The 20,403-nt window shown below is 30.2% G+C and carries 17 protein-coding genes; 7 read left to right on the plus strand and 10 right to left on the minus strand.

The features are described 5' to 3' along the window. Positions 1-253: IS3 family transposase (locus F553_RS0109675; protein WP_018999944.1), on the plus strand; the 253-nt coding region annotated here is incomplete at its 5' end. An 88-nt stretch (positions 254-341) separates the two neighbouring features. On the opposite strand, the gene F553_RS0109680 is transcribed toward F553_RS0109675, so the two are convergent. Beyond that, complete coding sequence (locus F553_RS0109680) at positions 342-1,340, minus strand: isocitrate/isopropylmalate dehydrogenase family protein (protein WP_018999945.1); 999 nt, start codon at positions 1,338-1,340, stop codon at positions 342-344. A gap of 2 nt (positions 1,341-1,342) precedes the next feature. After that, positions 1,343-2,680, minus strand: coding sequence for a citrate synthase (locus F553_RS0109685; RefSeq protein WP_018999946.1), 1,338 nt, complete (start codon positions 2,678-2,680; stop codon positions 1,343-1,345). A gap of 238 nt (positions 2,681-2,918) precedes the next feature. Here F553_RS0109685 and F553_RS0109690 point away from each other — a divergent pair, with 238 nt between their 5' ends. Beyond that, positions 2,919-4,838 carry an aconitate hydratase gene (locus F553_RS0109690; RefSeq protein ID WP_018999947.1) on the plus strand — a complete coding sequence of 640 codons (1,920 nt, stop codon included), beginning with the start codon at positions 2,919-2,921 and terminating at the stop codon, positions 4,836-4,838. A 294-nt stretch (positions 4,839-5,132) separates the two neighbouring features. Here F553_RS0109690 and F553_RS0109700 read toward each other — a convergent pair whose 3' ends face one another. From F553_RS0109700 to F553_RS0109715, 4 genes are read right to left on the minus strand one after another with little or no spacing between them, the layout of a single operon-like run. Continuing rightward, positions 5,133-7,397, minus strand: a complete 2,265-nt coding sequence (locus F553_RS0109700) for a glycogen/starch/alpha-glucan phosphorylase (protein WP_018999949.1) — start codon at positions 7,395-7,397, stop codon at positions 5,133-5,135. 11 nt (positions 7,398-7,408) lie between these two features. Continuing rightward, a complete protein-coding gene (gene malQ / locus F553_RS0109705; RefSeq protein WP_018999950.1) occupies positions 7,409-8,896 on the minus strand; it encodes a 4-alpha-glucanotransferase in 1,488 nt (495 codons plus the stop codon). Positions 8,897-8,911: 15 nt separating this feature from the next. Then, positions 8,912-9,733 carry an endonuclease/exonuclease/phosphatase family protein gene (locus F553_RS0109710; protein WP_018999951.1) on the minus strand — a complete coding sequence of 274 codons (822 nt, stop codon included), beginning with the start codon at positions 9,731-9,733 and terminating at the stop codon, positions 8,912-8,914. Between the two features lie 26 nt (positions 9,734-9,759). After that, positions 9,760-11,925, minus strand: coding sequence for a PTS transporter subunit IIBC (locus F553_RS0109715; protein WP_018999952.1), 2,166 nt, complete (start codon positions 11,923-11,925; stop codon positions 9,760-9,762). Between the two features lie 259 nt (positions 11,926-12,184). Between F553_RS0109715 and F553_RS0109720 the strand changes: the two genes are divergently transcribed. The 3 genes from F553_RS0109720 to ilvA all read left to right on the plus strand — a co-directional run bounded on the left by F553_RS0109720 (position 12,185) and on the right by ilvA (position 15,745). Next, positions 12,185-13,186: a LacI family DNA-binding transcriptional regulator gene (locus tag F553_RS0109720; protein ID WP_018999953.1), complete on the plus strand. Its 1,002-nt coding sequence runs from the start codon at positions 12,185-12,187 to the stop codon at positions 13,184-13,186. A 142-nt stretch (positions 13,187-13,328) separates the two neighbouring features. Continuing rightward, a complete protein-coding gene (locus tag F553_RS0109725; protein WP_018999954.1) occupies positions 13,329-14,342 on the plus strand; it encodes a M23 family metallopeptidase in 1,014 nt (337 codons plus the stop codon). Between the two features lie 140 nt (positions 14,343-14,482). Then, on the plus strand, positions 14,483-15,745 hold the full coding sequence (gene ilvA / locus F553_RS0109730; protein WP_033405765.1) for a threonine ammonia-lyase: 1,263 nt from the start codon (positions 14,483-14,485) through the stop codon (positions 15,743-15,745). 161 nt (positions 15,746-15,906) lie between these two features. Here the strand turns inward: ilvA and F553_RS0109735 are convergent, their stop codons facing one another. Then, positions 15,907-16,386 carry a hypothetical protein gene (locus F553_RS0109735; protein ID WP_018999956.1) on the minus strand — a complete coding sequence of 160 codons (480 nt, stop codon included), beginning with the start codon at positions 16,384-16,386 and terminating at the stop codon, positions 15,907-15,909. 100 nt (positions 16,387-16,486) lie between these two features. Here F553_RS0109735 and F553_RS0109740 point away from each other — a divergent pair, with 100 nt between their 5' ends. Continuing rightward, positions 16,487-17,002, plus strand: coding sequence for an amidase domain-containing protein (locus tag F553_RS0109740; RefSeq protein WP_018999957.1), 516 nt, complete (start codon positions 16,487-16,489; stop codon positions 17,000-17,002). A gap of 147 nt (positions 17,003-17,149) precedes the next feature. Here F553_RS0109740 and F553_RS0109750 read toward each other — a convergent pair whose 3' ends face one another. Further along, positions 17,150-17,821: a hypothetical protein gene (locus tag F553_RS0109750; protein ID WP_018999959.1), complete on the minus strand. Its 672-nt coding sequence runs from the start codon at positions 17,819-17,821 to the stop codon at positions 17,150-17,152. Between the two features lie 104 nt (positions 17,822-17,925). On the opposite strand from F553_RS0109750, the gene F553_RS0109755 reads away from it, so the two are divergent. Further along, positions 17,926-18,372: an amidase domain-containing protein gene (locus tag F553_RS0109755; RefSeq protein WP_018999960.1), complete on the plus strand. Its 447-nt coding sequence runs from the start codon at positions 17,926-17,928 to the stop codon at positions 18,370-18,372. Positions 18,373-18,519: 147 nt separating this feature from the next. On the opposite strand, the gene F553_RS0109760 is transcribed toward F553_RS0109755, so the two are convergent. Continuing rightward, complete coding sequence (locus tag F553_RS0109760) at positions 18,520-19,371, minus strand: PHP domain-containing protein (RefSeq protein ID WP_018999961.1); 852 nt, start codon at positions 19,369-19,371, stop codon at positions 18,520-18,522. A gap of 30 nt (positions 19,372-19,401) precedes the next feature. Beyond that, entirely contained in the window at positions 19,402-20,208 is an 807-nt protein-coding gene (locus F553_RS0109765) for an HAD family hydrolase (protein WP_018999962.1), read from the minus strand. Positions 20,209-20,403: the final 195 nt, after the last annotated feature.

Raw genomic sequence — 20,403 nt, forward strand, 5'->3', positions numbered from 1 at the left:
AAAATTATTAAAAGAAAAAGGCATTATCCAAAGCATGAGCCGAAAAGGCAATTGCTTAGATAATGCCGTAATAGAAAATTTCTTTGGTTTACTAAAAAGCGAATTATTCTATTTAAAAAAATTCAAATCCGTTGAAGATTTTATAAAAGAGTTAAAATCTTATATAAAATATTATAATACAAAACGGATAAAGATAAAACTAAAAGGACTTAGTCCTGTAGAATACAGAACTAAGTCTCAATTAGTAGCTTAATTAATATGTCCAATATTTTGGGTGCATATCAAAATTATCATATTTTATAGGTAGTCTTTTTTATAAATAATTATATTAAATTTATTTTTTATAATTTAGTGATGATAGCATCACAATATGCTTCTGTTGTAGCTGTACCATGAAGGTCTGGTGTTAAAGTTGTTCCTTCGTTTAATACTTCATCAACAGCTTTTCTGATTTTGCTAGCAACATCATTTTGACCAAGATATTCAAGCATCATGCAAGCAGACCATAAAAGTGCTGTAGGATTTGCTATATGTTTACCTGCAATATCTGGTGCGCTACCATGAACTGCTTCAAACATGGCATAATCTTTACCGAGATTACTAGATGGCAATAAACCAAGTCCACCGATTAAGCCACTAGTGAGGTCAGAAACGATATCTCCATAGAGATTTGGCATAACCATGATATCAAATTGTTGAGGGTTCATTACAAGTTGCATGCAAGTGTTATCAACGATTTTATCATTAGCTTCGATTTCTGGATAATTTTTAGCGATATCGTAGAATATGCTTAGGAATAAACCATCACTCCTTTTTAAGATATTAGCTTTGTGTACACAAGTTACTTTTTTGCGATTATGAGCTTTAGCGTATTCAAAAGCATCTTTAATAATTCTTTCACTAGCATGGCGAGTGATTATTTTTGTAGCATGAACAGTATTTTCATCAATTTGTTCTTCTACACCTACATAGAGGTCTTCAGTATTTTCTCTGAAAACAATTAGGTCAACATCTTTAAATGCAGTTTTTACAGCATTATTTGATTTAGCAGGGCGAATGTTAGCATATAAATCATATTTTTTACGTAAAGTTACATTTAAAGAGCGGAAGCCTTTGCCAATAGGAGTAGTGATTGGAGATTTTAATAATACTTTGTTTTTATCAAAGGAAGCAAATGCTTCATCAGGGATTAATTTACCATTTGTTTCATATTCTTTAGCACCGACATTGAAAATTTCATAATTAAGGTCAGCACCAGCTTTATCTAATATTTTCAAAACAGCATCAGTTATTTCAGGACCAATGCCATCGCCTTTAAATACAGTAATAGTTTTAGTCATTTTTATCTATCCTCCATAGGTACATATTCATTTAATTCACCAACATATTTTGTAGCAGGACGCATGATACGGCCATCATATAATTTATTTTCTAAGTTATGAGCAAGCCAACCTACCATACGGCTGATAACGAATAATGGTGTAAACATATCGCGAGGAATACCAAGCATATCATAAGCAAAGCCACTGTAAAAGTCTACATTTGCACACGCTGTTAAGCCTTTTGTTTCCATCAAAGTTTCTTTAACAATGCGTTCAAAGCGTAAATAGAATTCAAATTCTTCTTCACGACCTTTTTCATGAGCTACGATACCACAATAATGGCGAAGTATTTCTGCACGTGGGTCAGAAAGTGTATAAACAGCATGACCAAAACCGTATACAAGACCAGATTTATTGTAGAATTGTTTATTTAATAATTTCAATACAATATCTTTAATTTTGGCATCATCACGAGTATAGCCTATTTCGGATATAACAGCATCCATCATTAAAGCTACTTTTATATTAGCACCACCATGACGAGGACCTTTGAGTGAACCTATAGAGCCAGATACAGCAGAATAAATATCTGTGTCAGTGGAAGAGATTACTACATTTGTGAAAGTGGAGTTGTTACCACCACCATGATCAGCATGTAAAAGGAGCATGATGTCTAAAAGATTAGCTTCTTGTTTGCTGAAATTGCTATCAGAGCGAAGCATATATAAAATATTTTCAGCAGTAGAGTAATCTTTGCGAGGATAGTGAATGATAAGACTTTTATGTTCGTAGTAATGCATTTTAGATTGATAAGCATAACATGCGATTGATGGCAATTTTGCCATGATTTGAATGCCTTTTAATAATGTTTCATATACATCGGTATTATCTGGGTCTTCATCATAATTATATAAAGTTAAAATTGCATGTTGCAATTTATTCATTAGATTTTTACCAGGCATGCGAAGTAAATTCATTTCTAAGAAATCATCAGGAAGTTCGTAGTTTTCTTGAAGGAGTTCGCAAAAGTTTTCTAATTCTTTTTGTTTTGGTAAGTAACCAAATAATAATAAAAAGCAAGCTTCTTCATAAATATAGCGTAAGTCATGACGATTTTTTACTATTTCATTGATATCTATACCACGAAAAAATAAAGTACCTTCAGTATCTACTTTTGTACCATCTTCATTGTATGTATAACCTACAACGTCTGCAACACGAGTAAGACCTACTAAAACACCTGTACCATCTTCATTACGTAAACCTTTTTTTACATTGTAGTCTTTATATAAATGATTAGGAATATCTGTATAATTTTGTGATTTTCCGTAGAATTGAGCTAAGAACGTATTATCCATAGACTAATTCTCCTTTTCTATTGAATTGATATTAACGATGAGTTTATAAAAAACATATTATATAAAAAGATACTTGTCTATTATATCACAAAAAATATCTTATATAAAAGTCAAATATACACTGTATACAATATTTTTATAGTAAATGTTTACTGTATTGATACACAAATCGTAATAATTTATGTTATAATGAAAATATTGTTCTTATGTATACTAAAAAAGTAAAGGAGAGCTAAAGATGCCTACATTAACAGAAAAAATAATTAAAGCTCATTTACAAGAAGGCACTATGGACCGTGGTTGTCCAATAGCTATTAAAATTGACCAGACTTTAACACAAGATGCTACAGGAACTATGGCTTATTTACAATTAGAAGCTATGGGTGTAGACCAAGTTAAAACAGAATTATCCGTAAGCTATGTAGACCACAATACACTTCAAAGTGGTTTTGAAAATGCTGATGACCATAAATATTTACAAACAGTAGCAAATAAACATGGTATTTACTTTTCTCGTCCAGGTAATGGTATCTGCCATCAGGTACATTTGGAAAGATTTGCAGCTCCAGGTAAAACTTTATTAGGAAGTGATTCTCATACTCCTACAGCTGGTGGTATTGGTGCATTGGCTATTGGTGCTGGTGGACTTGATGTTGCTTGTGCTATGGCAGGACGTCCATTTAATTTAAAAATGCCAAAAGTGGTAAATGTAAAACTTACAGGTGCATTACATAAAGGTGTAAGTTCTAAAGATATTATTTTAAAAGTTTTACAGCTTATGACTGTAAAAGGTGGCGTAGGTAAAGTTATTGAATACACAGGTGAAGGTGTAAAAACTTTAAATATTCCTCAACGTGCTACTATAACAAATATGGGTGCAGAACTCGGTGCTACTACATCTATATTCCCAAGCGATGAAGTAACATATGAATTTTTGAAAAAACAAAATCGTGAAGATTGTTTCGTAGCTTTAAGTGCAGATGATGATGCTGTTTATGATGAAACATATGAAATCAATTTAGATGATTTAGAACCAATGATTGCTATGCCTCATAGCCCTGATGCCGTAAAATCCATCAGTGAAGTTGTTGGCAAAAAAATAGACCAGGTTGCTATTGGTAGCTGTACAAATTCTTCTTATAGAGATATGATGATTGTCGCTTCTATATTAAAAAATAAAACAGTTGCTGAAAATGTATCCTTATGTATTTCTCCAGGTTCTAAACAAGTATTGACTATGCTTTCTCAAAATGGAGCATTAACAGATTTAATCTCTAGTGGTGCTAGAATGCTTGAATGTACTTGTGGTCCTTGTATCGGTATGGGTCAATCTCCTATTACAAATGCATGGTCACTTCGTACTTTCAACCGCAATTTCTATGGTAGAAGTGGTACCTTAAGTGCAAATGTATGTCTTGTTTCTCCAGAAGTAGCTGCTTATAGTGCTATAAAAGGTGTTATTTCTGACCCTAGAGAAGCTGAATTTGATATTCCAGCAGAACCAGATCATTTCTTAGTAGATGATAGCATGATTATTGCTCCAGAAAAACAGCATCCTGAAAATGTGGAAATCGTTCGTGGTCCAAATATTAAACCACTTCCAGAAAATACTCCACTTGCTGATACTGTAGAAAAACAAGTAGTAATTAAAGTAGTAGATAATATCACTACAGACCATATCGCTCCAGCAGGGGCAAAAGTATTGCCATTCCGCTCTAATATTGAAAAAATATCTGAATTTATTTTCCGTGATGTACAAGCTGGATTTAAACAACATTGCTTATCTGTTGGCGGTGGCTTTATCGTTGCAGGTCAAAACTATGGTCAAGGTTCTAGCCGTGAACATGCAGCACTTGCACCAATGTATTTAGGCATTAAAGCTGTTATCGCTAAAAGCTTTGCGCGTATACATCAAGCTAATCTCATAAACTTTGGTATCGTACCATTTACTTTTGCAAATGAAGCAGATTATGATACTATTGATGAAGGTGATGTATTAAAAATTAGTAATTTACATCAGCTTGCTCCAGGAAAAGCTATGATGGTAGAGAATGTTACTAAGAAAACTTCTTTTGCCGTAAATCATGCATTATCTCAATTAGATATTGATATTTTAATGGCTGGCGGTCGTTTAAATTATATAAAAATGGGTAAATAAATATTGTATTTTAGATAAGAAAAAAGACTATCGTAAATTTTTACGATAGTCTTTTTTTATATTATTTTTTAGAGGGGATTCGCCATATTCTTTCAAAAGGATAAGCTTCAAACATATATCTTAAGTCAATATAATCTTCGCCTAAAATAAAAGATATACGTTGTAATTTTTTACTTTGGTATATTTTTTTAATTTATTAATATAATAATTTATTTCTAAATCTGTTAATTTACCATTTTGCATATATATTTTTATATTATCAAAAGACATATTGACACCTCATTTAGTGGCAGATTATTTATCTAATTTCCAAATATCGTTATTATATTCAGCGATTGTGCGGTCACTAGAGAAATAGCCAGCGTTAGCAATATTTGTTAAAGACATTTTTGCCCAATTTTGACGATTTAAATAATCATGGAAAGCTTTATCTTTAGCTTGAATATATGATTTTAAATCAAGTAAAGTCATAAACCAATCTTTATTACTTAATTCATTGTATAAACGTTGAAGATTTTCAGCATTGCCAATGGAAAGCATTTCTTTAGAAATCAAGAATTTAAGTGTGTTTTCAATTTCTGTATCATTTTCATAATAATCTTTGACATTATAATCTTGTTTTTTATAATGATTGATGACATTATCACTGCTTTCACCAAAGATATAGATATTATCATCACCTACTAATTGATGAATTTCTACATTAGCACCATCTTCTGTACCTAATGTAATTGCGCCGTTTAACATCATTTTCATATTGCCAGTACCACTAGCTTCTTTACTAGCAAGTGAAATTTGTTCAGAAATATCACAAGCAGGAATTAATTTTTCAGCTTGTGAAACATTGTAGTTTTCAATCATGACAACTTGAATATATTTATTAGCAATAGAGTCTTTAGCGATGATATCTTGAAGACATAAAATAGCATGAATGATATCTTTGGCAATGACATATGCGGGTGCAGCTTTAGCGCCAAAAATGAAAGTTATAGGTGTTTTTGGTCGATAGCCTTGTCTGATTTTTAATAGTAAATTGATGATATAGAGTAAATTCATTTGTTGACGTTTATATTCATGTAAGCGTTTTATTTGAATATCAAAGATACTATCTGGATTAATACTGATTTGCATAGTTTTTTGAATGTAATCTGCGAGTTTTTGTTTATTATGAGCTTTAATTTTTAAAAGTGTAGATAATACATTTTCATCATTAATATATTGTAATAGTTCTTTTAATTTTGTAGCATCTTGTAGAAATTTATTGCCTATTAGAGATTGAATATATTGGCTAAGTTCATGATTACAATGCAATAACCAACGACGGAATGTAATACCATTAGTTTTATTATTGAATTTTTGCGGATAGAGTTTATAAAAGGCATTTAATTCACTATTTTTTAGAATATCAGTATGCAAAGAAGCTACACCATTGATACTATAGCCAAAATGAATATCCATATTAGCCATATGCACACGATTTTCTTTATCGATAATTTGGACGGCTTCTTCTTCACTGCGTGTGAATGCAACAGTATCGAGGATTTCAATTATTGGAATTAAATGTGGTACTACTTGACGGAGATAATCCATAGGCCATTTTTCTAAAGCTTCAGCTAAAATAGTATGATTTGTATAAGCACAAGTATTTGTTACGATATGCACTGCTTCTTTTAAATGAATACCCTCTTTTAATAAGCGATAGATAAGTTCAGGAATAATCATTGATGGATGAGTATCATTGATTTGAATACATACATGTTGATGTAAGTCTTTGAGGTCATGACCTTTAGCTTTTTCTTCCATTAAAATTAATTGAGCTGCATTGCTAATCATGAAATATTGTTGATAGATGCGAAGTAATTGACCTTCTTTTGTACTATCATCAGGATATAAAAATAAAGTGAGATTTTTTTTAATATCTGTTAAATCAAAAGATATACCTTCTTTAACAATATTTTCATCGATACTGTCTAGGTCAAAAAGATGTAATTTATTCAGCCCTTGTCCATAACCAATAACATCAATATCATAAAGATGAGAATGTACAGTAAAATCTTTGAATTGAATATCAAAGCCTATATTTGTATCATTGAGCCAATTGTCTTTTTGTAACCATGGATTAACTTCTTCTTTTTGAAGGTGATTGATAAATTTTTGTTTAAATAGACCAAGATGATAATTTAAACCGATACCATCACCAGAAAGATTAAGTGTAGCAATAGAGTCTAAAAAGCAAGCAGCAAGTCGACCAAGACCACCATTACCTAAAGATGGTTCAGGTTCTATTTCTTCAATAATACTTAAATCTTTACCGTGTTCTTGTAATAAAGAATTGATTTCGTCATAAATACCAAGATTAATTAGATTATTAGATAAGAGTTTACCAATTAAAAATTCAGCTGAAATATAATATAATTTTCGTTTAGTTTGTGTGAGGGGACGATTTTTGCTTAATGCTTTAACTAACATTAATAAGGCTATATATAATTCTTCATTTGTACAGTTATCAATATCTTTTTGAAATTGGATTTGTAATATATTATTTAATTTAGTTAACATAGATATTCTCCTTATTTTTTATCTCTACCATAAATGGCTGTAATAGAAGCAATTTTTTGATTTAGTTTTTCACTGAGTTGTGAATTATTCATGCGCCAGCACCAATTACCACCAAGTGTAGATGGTTTATTTATGCGACTTGTATTATCTAGTTGTAACCAATCTTGCATAGGAATGATACACATTTTAGCTACAGATTGCATAGCTAAACAAATAGCTTTATCTAGTAGTTTTAAATCATCTTGAGTATCAGTACATAAATAGCGACGCAAAGTATTTTTTTCTTCTGGCAAGATTGATTTAAACCAGCCAAGCATTGTTTCATTATCATGAGTGCCAGTATAAACTACACAATTTTCATTGTAATTATGAGGTAAATAATTATTAGCTCCACTAGAATCGCGACTATCAAAGGCAAATTCTAAAACTTTCATTCCTGGATAGCCTGTATCTTTTACTAATTGGCGAACGGAGTCAGTTAAATAGCCAAGGTCTTCAGCAATGATTTCTTTATTGCCAAGTGTATTTTTTATTTGTTGGAAAAGATTTATTCCAGGGCCTTTTACCCAATGACCACCTTTAGCTGTAGTATTTCCGTAAGGAATAGAATAATATTCATCAAAGCCACGGAAATGGTCAATACGAACAACATCATATAATTTATAGCACCAAGAAATACGAGATATCCACCAAGAAAAATTTTCTTGTGCATGTCTTTCCCAAGCATATAAAGGGTTGCCCCAAAGTTGACCATCAGCGGAAAAGCCATCTGGCGGACAACCAGCAACTGCTGTTGGCAATAAATTTTCATCTAATTGAAAGAGATGAGGATTAGACCAAGTATCAGCACTATCATAAGCTACATAGATTGGAATATCACCGATTATAGAAATACCTTGACTGTTTGCATAAGCTTTTAATTTTTGCCATTGTTCCCAAAAGATGAATTGAAGGAATTTATAAAAAGTAATATTTTCTTGTAATTTATTTGTGTAGTAGTTCATAGCATCTGTTGTTCTATGGCGGATATCTTCAGGCCATTGTTGCCAAGATACTCCATTAAAATAATCTTTTATTGCCATAAATAAAGCATAATCATTTAGCCAATATGCTTCATTATTTATAAATGATTGGAAATCATGATTATCTGTGATATGACTACGTTTAAAAGCTAATCTCAATAAATCAAAACGTGTATGATATAAGTTTGCATAATCAATAGTAGTATTTTCTTCTTGAATTGGTAATTCATCGATATTTAACCAATTTTTAGCTACTAAATCATCTAAAGAAATAAAATAAGGATTTCCTGCAAAAGTAGAAAATGATTGATAAGGTGAATCGCCATAGCTAGTTGCACCTAAAGGCAATATTTGCCAATAACTTTGTTTAGCTTGTTTTAAATAATCTATCCATTTATAAGCTTCTTGATTAAAGCAACCAATTCCATGACCACCAGGCAGGGAAAAGATTGGTAATAAAATGCCACTTGCTCTCATGATTTTATACTCCTTTTATACACATTCTGTTAGTACAGCAAAATGATCAGATATAGTAGGTTTATCTATGCCAGTAAATATAGATTTTTGAGACTGTACATTTATTTTTTTATTGCAAAAAATATAGTCAATGCGGATAGCTTCACTATTTTGAGAAAACCAACCAGCAATGCCAGAAGAACTGGTAATTCCTTCATCACGTATTTGAGCTAATTCATACAAGTCATACCATTTATCTTTAAGAATAAGATTGTAACCTTCATCTTTGATATCACTGCGATTATTGAAATCTCCCATTAAGAAAATAGTATCTTGAGAAATTGGCTTTAGAGCTGTAATTAAATTTTGCCAATGGAGTTGAAATGGTTCTTCTTCATCATTCCACCAGCCCATATGCATAGAAATAAACCATGTTTTTTGTTGATTTATTTCACAACAAATAGCTAAAGCTTTACGCGTTTTATAATTTGTATGATCTTGTGTTTTAGATAATGGAATTACTTTTGTATCTATAATTGGATATTTGGAAAAGATAGCAATACCTTCATCATAGATGTCATAGCCAAGATGACAATCTTCCCAAATCCAATGATAGTTTTTACCTTGTTTAGCTAGTAAATCAGCAATATATAGCGCATGATTATTTTGCTTTAAAATTGATGTACCATAATAGTTATGAGGATTTTTAGCTAAGATTTTGTCATCATGTGATTGATTGACTTCTTGAAGTGCGAAGACATCAATATTTTCTTGAAGAATTTCTTCTACAAAAATCTGTGTTTTTTTAAGATAATCTTCTTCTAAAAGACTGTGAGAATTAAGTGTTAGTAATTTCATATAAATTACCTCGTCAATTGATATATTTAAAGAATGTCATTGATGTCAGATTTTAAAACATCGGCTTTAGGCCCATAAATAGCTTGAACGCCATTATCTTTTTTTACTAAACCTAAAGCACCATATTTTTTCCATTGGTCTAAATCTGCTACTTTATTGATATCTTTAACAGTTACACGCAATCTGGTCATACAAGCATCAACGAGAGTGATATTTTCTCTACCACCTAAAAGTTTAATAATAGCTTCAGCTTGAGCAGAGCCTTGTACAGTAGTTTTAGAATTATCTTCATCATTATTTATACTGTCATAATTACCTAAACGACCAGGTGTAGCAAATTGAAATTTGCCAATCATGAAATAAGCTACAACATAACCGATAGCAAAAAAGGCTACAATACAAATTAAAAAGTTAATAATATCTCCAGTAAGTCCTGCTTTTACAGACATAGGAATGCGAGTGATAAACTCAATATTGCCAAAAGAATGAAGGCGTAAATCTATAATACCAGCCATAGCAAAAGCTAGACCTTGAAGAATTGCATAAACGATATATAAAGGAACAGCGGCAAACATAAACATAAATTCAAGTGGTTCAGTTACACCAGTTAAAAATACAGCAAGTGCAGTGGATACAAACATGGATTTATATTTATGACGTTTATCTTTATCGACACGATGATACATAGCTAAGGCGATACCAAGCAACATACCAGTAGCACCGATCATTTGACCAACTTTGAAACGAGCAGGTGTTACTTCGTTTAATAATTGATTGTAAGAAGCCATATCACCCATATTTTTGAAGTTGATTAAATCATTTGCCCAAGCAAGCCATAAAGGATCTTGTCCAAATACAAAAGCTCCAGCATTTGCACCTGTTAAAAGTTGATAAGTACCACCAAAAGATGTGTAGTTCATTGGAATGGTAAGCATATGATGTAAACCAAATGGTAAAAGTAAACGTTCTAAAGTACCATAAATAAATGGAGCAAGTACAGGATAAGTAGAAGATGAATTAGCAATCCAAATACCAAAATTATTAATACCTGTTTGTACATAAGTCCAGAAAAAACTGAGAATTACAGAAATTACGACGGAATAAATGATGACCATTAAAGGTACAAAGCGTTTACCATTAAAAAAGGCTAAACAATCTGGTAATTTGCGGAAATTGTAGTATTTATTGTAGACAATACCACCGACAAAGCCAGAGATAATACCGACAAATACACCCATGTTGAGAGCGGCTGCACCAAGAACTTCAACAAAATAGCCTTTAACAGGAATTGTTTGACCTAATAAAGTATAAGTTGTAGCGTCAGCTTGGCTTAACATATCTGTAGTTACACCAAAAATAGAACCAGTTATTCGATTGATTAAAATGAAAGCAATTATAGCAGCAAAGGCACCACCAGCTTTTTCTTTTGCCCATGAACCACCAATGGCAGCAGCAAATAAAATATGTAAATTACCGATAATTGCCCAACCGATATTTTCCATAGTGTTACCAATAATCATGATTAAGGAAATATCAGCACCACACATTTGAATTAATTTACCAAGAGAAATCATAAGACCAGCAGCAGGCATAACAGCGATAACTGTCATTAACACTTTGCCAAGTTTTTGTAAGAAATCAAAATCAATATGAAATTTTTTCTTTGGCGCTTCTTCTACAGTTGATTTTGTTTCTTGTTGCATAGGATTTTGCACATTTTGCATAGTTTGCATGGTTAAAGTTATGATGGCATCTTCACCATGAGTTACTTCGTTGTAATTACAGTTTAATGTCATGTTTTCCATGCCACCACAAATGATAAATGGTGTAATTAAATTGATATTTTTTTGTTGCATGAAAGAAAAATCTACTTCGGCAATTAATGTGCCAGCTTTTATCTTATCGCCAGCTTGCACGTGAACAGTAAAGCCTTCACCATTTAAAGCTACTGTTTCCAAGCCAAAATGAATGAGTAGTTCTAATCCATTATCAGCTTTGATGCCATAGGCATGTTTTGTTGCTGCAATCATAGTGATTTCACCATCAACAGGACTGTAGATTTTACCTTCTGATGGAATGATTGCAATACCATCACCCATCATTTTTGTAGAAAATACAGGGTCAGGAACTTCTGTAAGTGGTATTGTTTTTCCCGTAATTGGTGATAAAAGTTGTAGGGATTTACTTTCCATAAAAACACTTCCTCATAATTTTTATTACATACATTATAAATATCTTTAAAATCGCTTCAGTAATGATTATATTTTTATTATAAAGAGTTTTGCGAAAAATTGCAATAAGTTTTACGAAATATTTGCATTAAAAATAAAATATTTTACGCAAAATAAATGCAATTTATTGCGTAAATAGTTGCGTTAATTATTGAAATGTGGTTTAATATTTATAAATATTAAAGACGATTTTTTATTATAGATATAGAGGAGAATTTTTATGGCAGTTACAATTAAAGATGTCGCGAAATTGGCTGGGGTATCACCGTCAACAGTATCAAGAACGTGTAAAAATCATCCATCGATTAGTCAAGAAACAAAGGACAGAGTAAAAAAAGCGATGGAAGAATTAGGTTACGAGCAAAATAATTTACAACAGAATATTAGTATGCGTAAAATAGGTGTAGTATTTCCTAAAAGTAAAACAGATGTTTATGAAAATCCTTTTTATTTAGAAGCTATAAAGGGAATTGGTAAATATTGTAATAAAAAGCAATATACTTTATTAGTAATAACAGGTGAAACTGATGAAGAATTGATAAGAAGTATAAAAGCTTCAGAGGTAGATGGATTTATCTTTTTATATTCAAATATAGATGATTTAATAATCAATTATATGTATGAGCAAAAATTGTTATTTGTATTGATTGGTAAAGCTACAAAAATGATAAATGATACTATTTATGTAGATAATGATAATGTGCAAGCTGCAAAAGAAGCATGTGAATATCTAATATCTTTAGGTCATAATAAAATTGCTTATATAGGTACAGATAATTACAAGGTATTTTCTAGCGATCGAAAAGCCGGATATTTATTAGCATTAAGTGAACATAATATTGAATATAATCCTAATTATTGTTTAGAATTTGCATTGAATTCTGAGGAAAAATATAATAAGCTTAAGGATTTGCTAATTAGTGAAAATCGACCAACTGCTTTATTGATTTATGATGATATTGTAGCTGTTTCTATAGGTAATTTGATTTCTGCATGCAATTTAAAAGTGCCAGAGGATTTATCCATCATAAGTTTTAATAATTCTATCTTTGCTCGTATGATGAATCCACAATTGACATCTATAGATATAAATGCTTATCAATTGGGAGTAGAAGCGGCTTCTCAACTTAGTAAGCATATAGAAAATCCTAATTTATTTGCGACAAAAATTATTGTGCCGTATTTTTTAGTAAAAAGAGAAAGTTGTAGGGAAATTAGATAAAATCTTAATTGAATTTTAATGAAAAAAAGCATTTTGCTTGGCTATTTGCAAGGCAAAATGCTTTTTATTTATGTTATAATAAGAAATTAGGAAATAAATGTTTACTATTATTTATTATTTAAAGATACAGGAGGTTTAAGTTTTGAGTCAGGAAGGGTTAAATAAACAAGCTACTGAACAAAATAATACAGAAACAGAAATAGAAGATATAAAAGAAGATAAAAAAGTAGTAAAAAATGATGAATATACAATAAAAATCATACCTAATAAAACAGATGATGTAAAATTATTTACTATAAGTAAGAATATGTTTAGATATGTGATGGCATCTGTAGTTATTATGATAGTATTAGTCGTTGGTTCATTGAGTTTTGCAGGTTATGTGTATTTTAATAATCAAGCAGATAAACAGCATTTACAAGAATTGCAAGAAGCAAATGCACTTCAACAGCAACAATTATCTGAACTTGATAAAAAAGCTAATAGCTTAAAAGAAGATATGGACCAATTAAATAATTTAGAAAATGAATTAAAACAATTATCTGGTATAGAACTTCCAGAAGGAAATAATGGAGATAGTGTAAATCCAGAACAAAATGGACAAGGTGGACCATATCTGCAAACACCTACTATAGAAAATGTACGTCTTACCTTAGATACTGTAGAAAATACAATGAATGGTAAACTAAATAATATGGAAGAATTGAAAAAACGTTTGCAGACTGCTATCATGATGAAACGTCAGCAAGTAGCAATTGCTAATCAGACTATATCTATTACTCCATCTATTTGGCCAGCTAAAGGTGTAGTAAGTTCACCATATGGTCTTCGTTGGGGCGGTAGCGATTTCCACCCTGGTATTGATATTGCAAATGATATGGGAACACCAATTAGAGCAACAGCTGATGGCGTTGTCAGCATTGCTGGTTGGAATTCTGGCGGATATGGCAATATGGTAGATATCGACCATGGCAACGGAGTGATGACTCGTTATGGACATGCTTCTTATGTAGTAGTATCTGCAGGTCAACAAGTAAAACGTGGACAGATTATTGCTTATATGGGAAGTACAGGCTTTTCAACAGGTCCTCATGTACATTATGAAGTTCGCATAAATGGACAAGCTGTAGACCCATCTGGATATTTATTTAACTAATAAAAATAACAGTGATGAATTAGACTAAATAGGAGTTTAATTCATCACTTTTTTTATTTACAATTTTTTATATATGTAAAGTTGTTAATTTTATGATATAATAGAAAATATCTACATAATTTTAAGTAAACAAAAAGGAGATGGTTTTATTGGCTAAAGAGCAAGTAGAAGTAAAATTAACGCCACAGGAAATAGTAGAAAAAACAACTATAGCTGATGTGTATCGTGCTGTTAAAAATTTAGATGGTGTTATATACAAAACTAAATTAATCTACAGTGATTATTTTTCCAATTTATCACATAATGATATATATATAAAACCTGAAAACTTGCAAAAAACAGGTTCTTTCAAACTTCGCGGAGCGTATAACTGCATTAGTCAGTTGAGTGAAGAACAAAAAGCTCATGGTGTAATTGCAGCTTCAGCTGGTAATCATGCTCAAGGTGTAGCTTATGCAGCTCAACAATTAGGCGTTAAGGCTGTAATTGTTATGCCAGCGACTACTCCATTATTAAAAGTAGAAGCAACTCGTGCTTATGGAGCAGAAGTTGTATTATCTGGAGATAGTTTTGATGATGCGGCAGCAAAAGCAGTAGAATTACAACAAGAATTTAATTATACATTTATCCACCCATTTAATGATATCGAAGTTATCTTAGGTCAAGGTACTACAGCTTTAGAAATCATTGATGATTTAAAAGATGTTGATGCGATTTTAGTACCTATCGGTGGTGGCGGTTTTGCCAGTGGTGTAGCACTTGCGACTAAAATGGTAAATCCACATGTAAAAGTAATTGGTGTAGAACCTTGTGGAGCAGCTTGTATCAAAGCATCACTTCAAGAAAATAAAGTAGTGTCCTTGCCAAGTGTTGATACTGTAGCAGAAGGTACAGCAGTAAAAACACCAGGTGATGTAACATTTGAATTCATTAAAAAATATGTAGATGAAGTAATCACAGTTTCTGAATTTGAAATTATGTCAGCTTTATTATCTTTGATTGAAAAACATAAATTGATTGCTGAAGGTGCGGGCGTATTATCTTTAGCAGCTAGCAGAAAATTACAATTCAAAGGTAAGAAAGTGGCTGCTATCGTAAGTGGTGGTAATATTGATATTTCTACAATTTCAGCACTTATTGATAAAGCTTTAATCGCTCGTGGTCGAGTATTCTGCTTTAGTGTACAACTTCCAGATAAACCTGGTCAGTTATTGGCGATTTCTCAAATTTTAGCAGATTTAAATGCTAATGTAATTAAATTAGACCATAATCAGGCTAAAGTAACAGATAGCTTCAAAAAAGTAGTGCTTGAAGTAACTGTGGAAACAAATGGTATTGAGCATATTAATCAAATAACGAATGAATTACACCAGAATGGTTTTAAAATAAAAAAAATCTACTAATAAAAAAAGAGAATGAGTATGAAATAAACCGAACTCCAAAAGTTAGACCTAAAATCTAGCGATTAGGAGTTCGGTTTTTTCATGGCAAAATATAGTTTGAAATAAAAAAGCTAATATATTGTTTTTGCTCATATTTTGTTTTTGATATTATTTTTAGAAGTTTACCAAGCGATATAACTAAAGTATATAGCATCATTTACTTTATAATACCAACAATCATTAACTTGATGAGAAGAGAGATTTTCTAATAAGTACCATTGGTTATGTTTTTTTACAGCCATAATTTGATTTACATAAACAATATAACCTAATGAATTTTTGGTAAATGTAAGAAGATTTATATAGATAATATTAGGATTATTAGTATCTAATACTTGATTTATGATACGAACTTTATTATTTATATTTTGATTTATACTTAATGAATTATATACTTGTTCACTCATGTGTTGTTGAATAATTTTATTAAAAGGTTCTTTTCCTTGAATAGTTTTATTCATAATTGTTTCAAGTTTATTTGTTGGTAGATATGATTGAAAATTCTGATGAACAGAAATATATGTTCTGTATGTTTGCCAAATATTATTATAAGAAAAGATAATAATACTTAATATAAGAAAAGCAATAAAAATTTTTTTCATAATAAACACCTTTTGATATTTAAAATAAAGTGAAAAACTTATTGTTAGTATATGAAAAGATAATGTAGCTACTATCTAAAAAATTTTAGGAGGTTTTATCATGGCTATAGTATTAAATAGACAAAAAGCTGTAGAATATGCACAAAAATATTGGGATGAAGAAAGTGGAAATTATAATAAGCTTTTTCCTCATTTTGATGGTAATGATTGTACAAATTTTGTTTCTCAATGTTGGAATTATGCGGGGATTCCAAGAAATCCAAACTGGAATGTATCTTTTGTACCAGGAGCTACAACAAAATCATGGACTATTGTAGATGATTTTGCTGAATATATGACAAATACATCTTCTGCTGATACTGAAGATGGATTATCTATTGCTGTAATGAAATGGGACAGTAATGAGGTTACTATTGGTGATATTATTCAATTTTATAGTGAAAGTGAAGAACATGATGGCTGGTATCATTCAGTAATAATTTCTAAAATAGATCCTGTATATGGCATTTGTTATGCAGCACATACAAAACATCATTTACAAAGACCATTAAGTGATGTATACCCTAATGGTGGTGTAACAGAAGTACGTTTTATTTGTCCTCGTTATGATGAATAAAAATTTTAAATTTAATTTATTAAAAGAATTTGATAATAGTAAAAAAATATATACATTGAAAATAGATATTAACTTTTATTTATCATTTTCTTTTAAACTAGAGATTAGTTTCTTTAAATCATAATGTTTTAGTAATATAATTTATAATTATTGATGATATTTTCTTATAAAATTAATAATATTTTTTAAGTGTATATATGTTTTAAAAATATTATTGTCATTATAAGCTAGGTTTATTTGGTTTATCTCATTGATTATTTGATAATTAATTTGGTTAGAATAATTGTATTCTAGATTATTCCAATAACTAAAAAATACTCTATCAGAGTGATATTTTACAGGTTGTTCATAGGAAATACATTTCCAGCTGTTATCTTTACTTTGTAAAACAATAATTTGATCAAAAGTAAAACGATAATTTAGTAAGCTGTTATTATTAGATTTAAAAGGTTGAATAATTAAAAAATCAATATAAATAAGGTTAGGATCGTTTTTATCAATACGTTGGTCGATTATTTTTATAGATAGTATGGGTTCAACTTTTTCATAGTTTTTAAATTTATAGTATAAAGTATCATAAACATCTTTAGTCATTATTTGTTGTATATGTTCATCAAATGGTTGTTTCTTTTGAGCAATAGATGTTAATAATGTATCTTCAATAGGAATATATTGAGTATAATTGTAGTGCATTAATTTGTAAGTATAATAAGAGTTAGAAAGAGAAAATTTAATAGGTTCTATTAAGTGAAGATTAAAACTATATAGTGTTGATTTTATAGTTAATAAAATTAATATTAATAAAAAAATTTTTTTCAAAGATATCATCTCCAGTATTTAAAATGTAAAAAAAATCTCTTATTAGTATATGAAAAGGTATTGTAGCTACTATCTTTTATTATACTAAATTTGGAGGTTTTATTATGAATACAGTTTTAAATCGTAAAGGTGCTATTGAATATACTGAAAAATGGTATGATAGTCATAATCCTGATTATGTAAATTATGATGAAGGAGAATATCAGGTAGATTGTACAAATTTTGTTTCTCAATGTTGGCATGAAGGCGGTGGAATAGATATGTCTCCACTTGTTTGGACTGGTGGAAGTACAACAATAGTTACTACTGATGCGTGGGTAAATGTAGACGCTTTTGCTAAGTATATGACAGAATTATCTGCGGGTTATGATAATTTACTTTTAAAAGCTATAAAATCATATTTAAAAAAAGATGAATGGGACTTATTAATAGCTTTAGTAATATTAAATATTCCTGTTACAAAATTAAGTAAAATATATAATGTTTCGATACAGGCTATTTATCAGAAACGAAAAAGAATACAACAGAAGATAAAAAATATATGTTCTTGATAATAATTTTTATTGAATTAAAGTATAGTATTATATGCTAATTTTATATATGGATTTTTTATTTAAGTATTTAGTTAAAAAAAAACTGCTCTTGCAAAAATTATTTTTGTTTAAATTTTTTAGAGCAGTTTTTTATTATATTTTTTGTTAGCCTAAATCAACAAATTTACGTTGTCGATTAGTGAAGTTTATTGATTTTGTATAGCCAAAAGATTTTGCATATGAAATAGCATCATCAATATGATTGCCACAATGTTCTGGTTTATGTGCATCAGAAGAAGTGATAATAGGAAGATTGTATTCTACAGCGATTTTCATAAAATCAGGATATGGTGAAATTTCAGCTATAGGATAGCGATATAAAGTACCAGTATTGATATCGATAGCCATATTAGCTTCTTTAACAGCTTTAGCTACACGGACTAAATAAGGCGTAACATCAAAATCTGGTATATTTTTAAATAAACGAATATTAAATGGATGACCTAAAACATCATAAATTTTACTAGCACAGAGTTTTTCAACTTCTTGTGCATACCAATCATAGATTTCTTCTAAAGTATGATTATTCCATTCATCTTTTATTTCTGAAGAATCATAAGCCCAACCATGAAGAAAATGGATAGAGCCAATGATATAATCAAAATCATATGGTGCTAAAATACTTTTTACTTTTTCTTGGTCTTGGAAATTGCATACTTCAATTCCTGTTTTAACCTTGTAGCCTAATTTTCGCAATTTAGCCATAAAGTTAAAATAATCATCTAAAGTGTATTTGAATTTATTTTTCTTTAACCATTGCTGTTGGAATTTACCTACAAAGCTATCATCTAAAATTAAATCTTGATAATATAAATCTTTGAATTCAGGAAATGTATGGCTATGTTCAGAGATGCCGATTTCTGTCAATCCATGGTCTTTAGCACTATCAAAAAATCCTTTGACCCAATTTTCATCATAAGAGCCATATTCAAAATGCATATGATAATCTAATTTCATAATATTAGCTTCTTTCTATTTGATATTTAATCAATGATTGCTTTCTTGTTGAGCAAGTAATTGACGAATTGTTTTAACTACACCATTTTTATAATTTGGTGGTGCTATATAGCGAGCTACTTTCTTTAATTCAGGAATGGCATTTTCCATAGCATAACTATAATATACAGATTGCATCATTTCATAATCATTTAAATAATCGCCAAAAGCGACACATTCTTCTGGTTTTATATTTAATTTTTTCTGTAATTTTTGGATAGCTACACCTTTGTTGATGCCTAAAGGAATGATATCTACCCAGATATCACTGCTTAAAACTACTTGCATTTCATCAGCTAAAGGTAAGAATTTTTTATAGACATTATTTAAAGAATCGCGATTAAAACAATCGCAAAGAGAAATTTTAATAATTTCATCATCAACTTCAGAAAAATCATGAAGAATTTTATATTGAGTGTAATAAAGATTTAATTCATCATGAAATTCTTTATTTTGAGAGATGATATAGCCACCTTTTTTACCGCTTAATACAATTTCTACTTTTGGTAATTTCGCAGTTTCAGCGATAATTTTTTGTACAGCAGTATCTGGTAATGTAGCAGAAAAAATTTCTTTATCATGTTGGCAGACATAAGTCCCATTTTCAGAAATAAAAAGTAAATCATCTTTATATTTAGGAAATTGGGAAACAAGTGCTTGATATTGGCGTCCGCTAGCAGGTGAAAACATAATATTATGTTGTTTTAATAAATCCATAATTTCATCAAAATCATCAGGTAATTTATTAGGTTCAACAAGTAAAGTACCGTCCATATCGGAGATAATCCATTTAATCATATAGCAGACTCCTTTATCAAATTTTGGTAAAAATAATTTTATATAGAAAGTTTATCATAAATACTTAAATTTGGGTATAAAAAAACTACCCTTTAATGAGAGAGGGTAGTGTAGATATTTCGTTATGGTGGGCGGTAACAGGATCGAACTGCTGACATCTTGCTTGTAAGGCAAGCGCTCTCCCAGCTGAGCTAA

The organism is Megamonas rupellensis DSM 19944 (genome assembly GCF_000378365.1).
Taxonomy (GTDB): domain Bacteria; phylum Bacillota; class Negativicutes; order Selenomonadales; family Selenomonadaceae; genus Megamonas; species Megamonas funiformis.

Excerpts from the sequence above, each read along its gene's own strand:
- F553_RS0109680 (WP_018999945.1), bottom strand. The coding sequence starts at position 1,340 with ATGACTAAAACTATTACTGTATTTAAAGGCGATGGCATTGGTCCTGAA.
- F553_RS0109685 (WP_018999946.1), bottom strand. The coding sequence starts at position 2,680 with ATGGATAATACGTTCTTAGCTCAATTCTACGGAAAATCACAAAATTAT.
- F553_RS0109690 (WP_018999947.1), top strand. The coding sequence starts at position 2,919 with ATGCCTACATTAACAGAAAAAATAATTAAAGCTCATTTACAAGAAGGC.
- F553_RS0109700 (WP_018999949.1), bottom strand. The coding sequence starts at position 7,397 with ATGTTAACTAAATTAAATAATATATTACAAATCCAATTTCAAAAAGAT.
- malQ (WP_018999950.1), bottom strand. The coding sequence starts at position 8,896 with ATGAGAGCAAGTGGCATTTTATTACCAATCTTTTCCCTGCCTGGTGGT.
- F553_RS0109710 (WP_018999951.1), bottom strand. The coding sequence starts at position 9,733 with ATGAAATTACTAACACTTAATTCTCACAGTCTTTTAGAAGAAGATTAT.
- F553_RS0109715 (WP_018999952.1), bottom strand. The coding sequence starts at position 11,925 with ATGGAAAGTAAATCCCTACAACTTTTATCACCAATTACGGGAAAAACA.
- F553_RS0109720 (WP_018999953.1), top strand. The coding sequence starts at position 12,185 with ATGGCAGTTACAATTAAAGATGTCGCGAAATTGGCTGGGGTATCACCG.
- ilvA (WP_033405765.1), top strand. The coding sequence starts at position 14,483 with ATGGTTTTATTGGCTAAAGAGCAAGTAGAAGTAAAATTAACGCCACAG.
- F553_RS0109735 (WP_018999956.1), bottom strand. The coding sequence starts at position 16,386 with ATGAAAAAAATTTTTATTGCTTTTCTTATATTAAGTATTATTATCTTT.
- F553_RS0109740 (WP_018999957.1), top strand. The coding sequence starts at position 16,487 with ATGGCTATAGTATTAAATAGACAAAAAGCTGTAGAATATGCACAAAAA.
- F553_RS0109755 (WP_018999960.1), top strand. The coding sequence starts at position 17,926 with ATGAATACAGTTTTAAATCGTAAAGGTGCTATTGAATATACTGAAAAA.
- F553_RS0109760 (WP_018999961.1), bottom strand. The coding sequence starts at position 19,371 with ATGAAATTAGATTATCATATGCATTTTGAATATGGCTCTTATGATGAA.
- F553_RS0109765 (WP_018999962.1), bottom strand. The coding sequence starts at position 20,208 with ATGATTAAATGGATTATCTCCGATATGGACGGTACTTTACTTGTTGAA.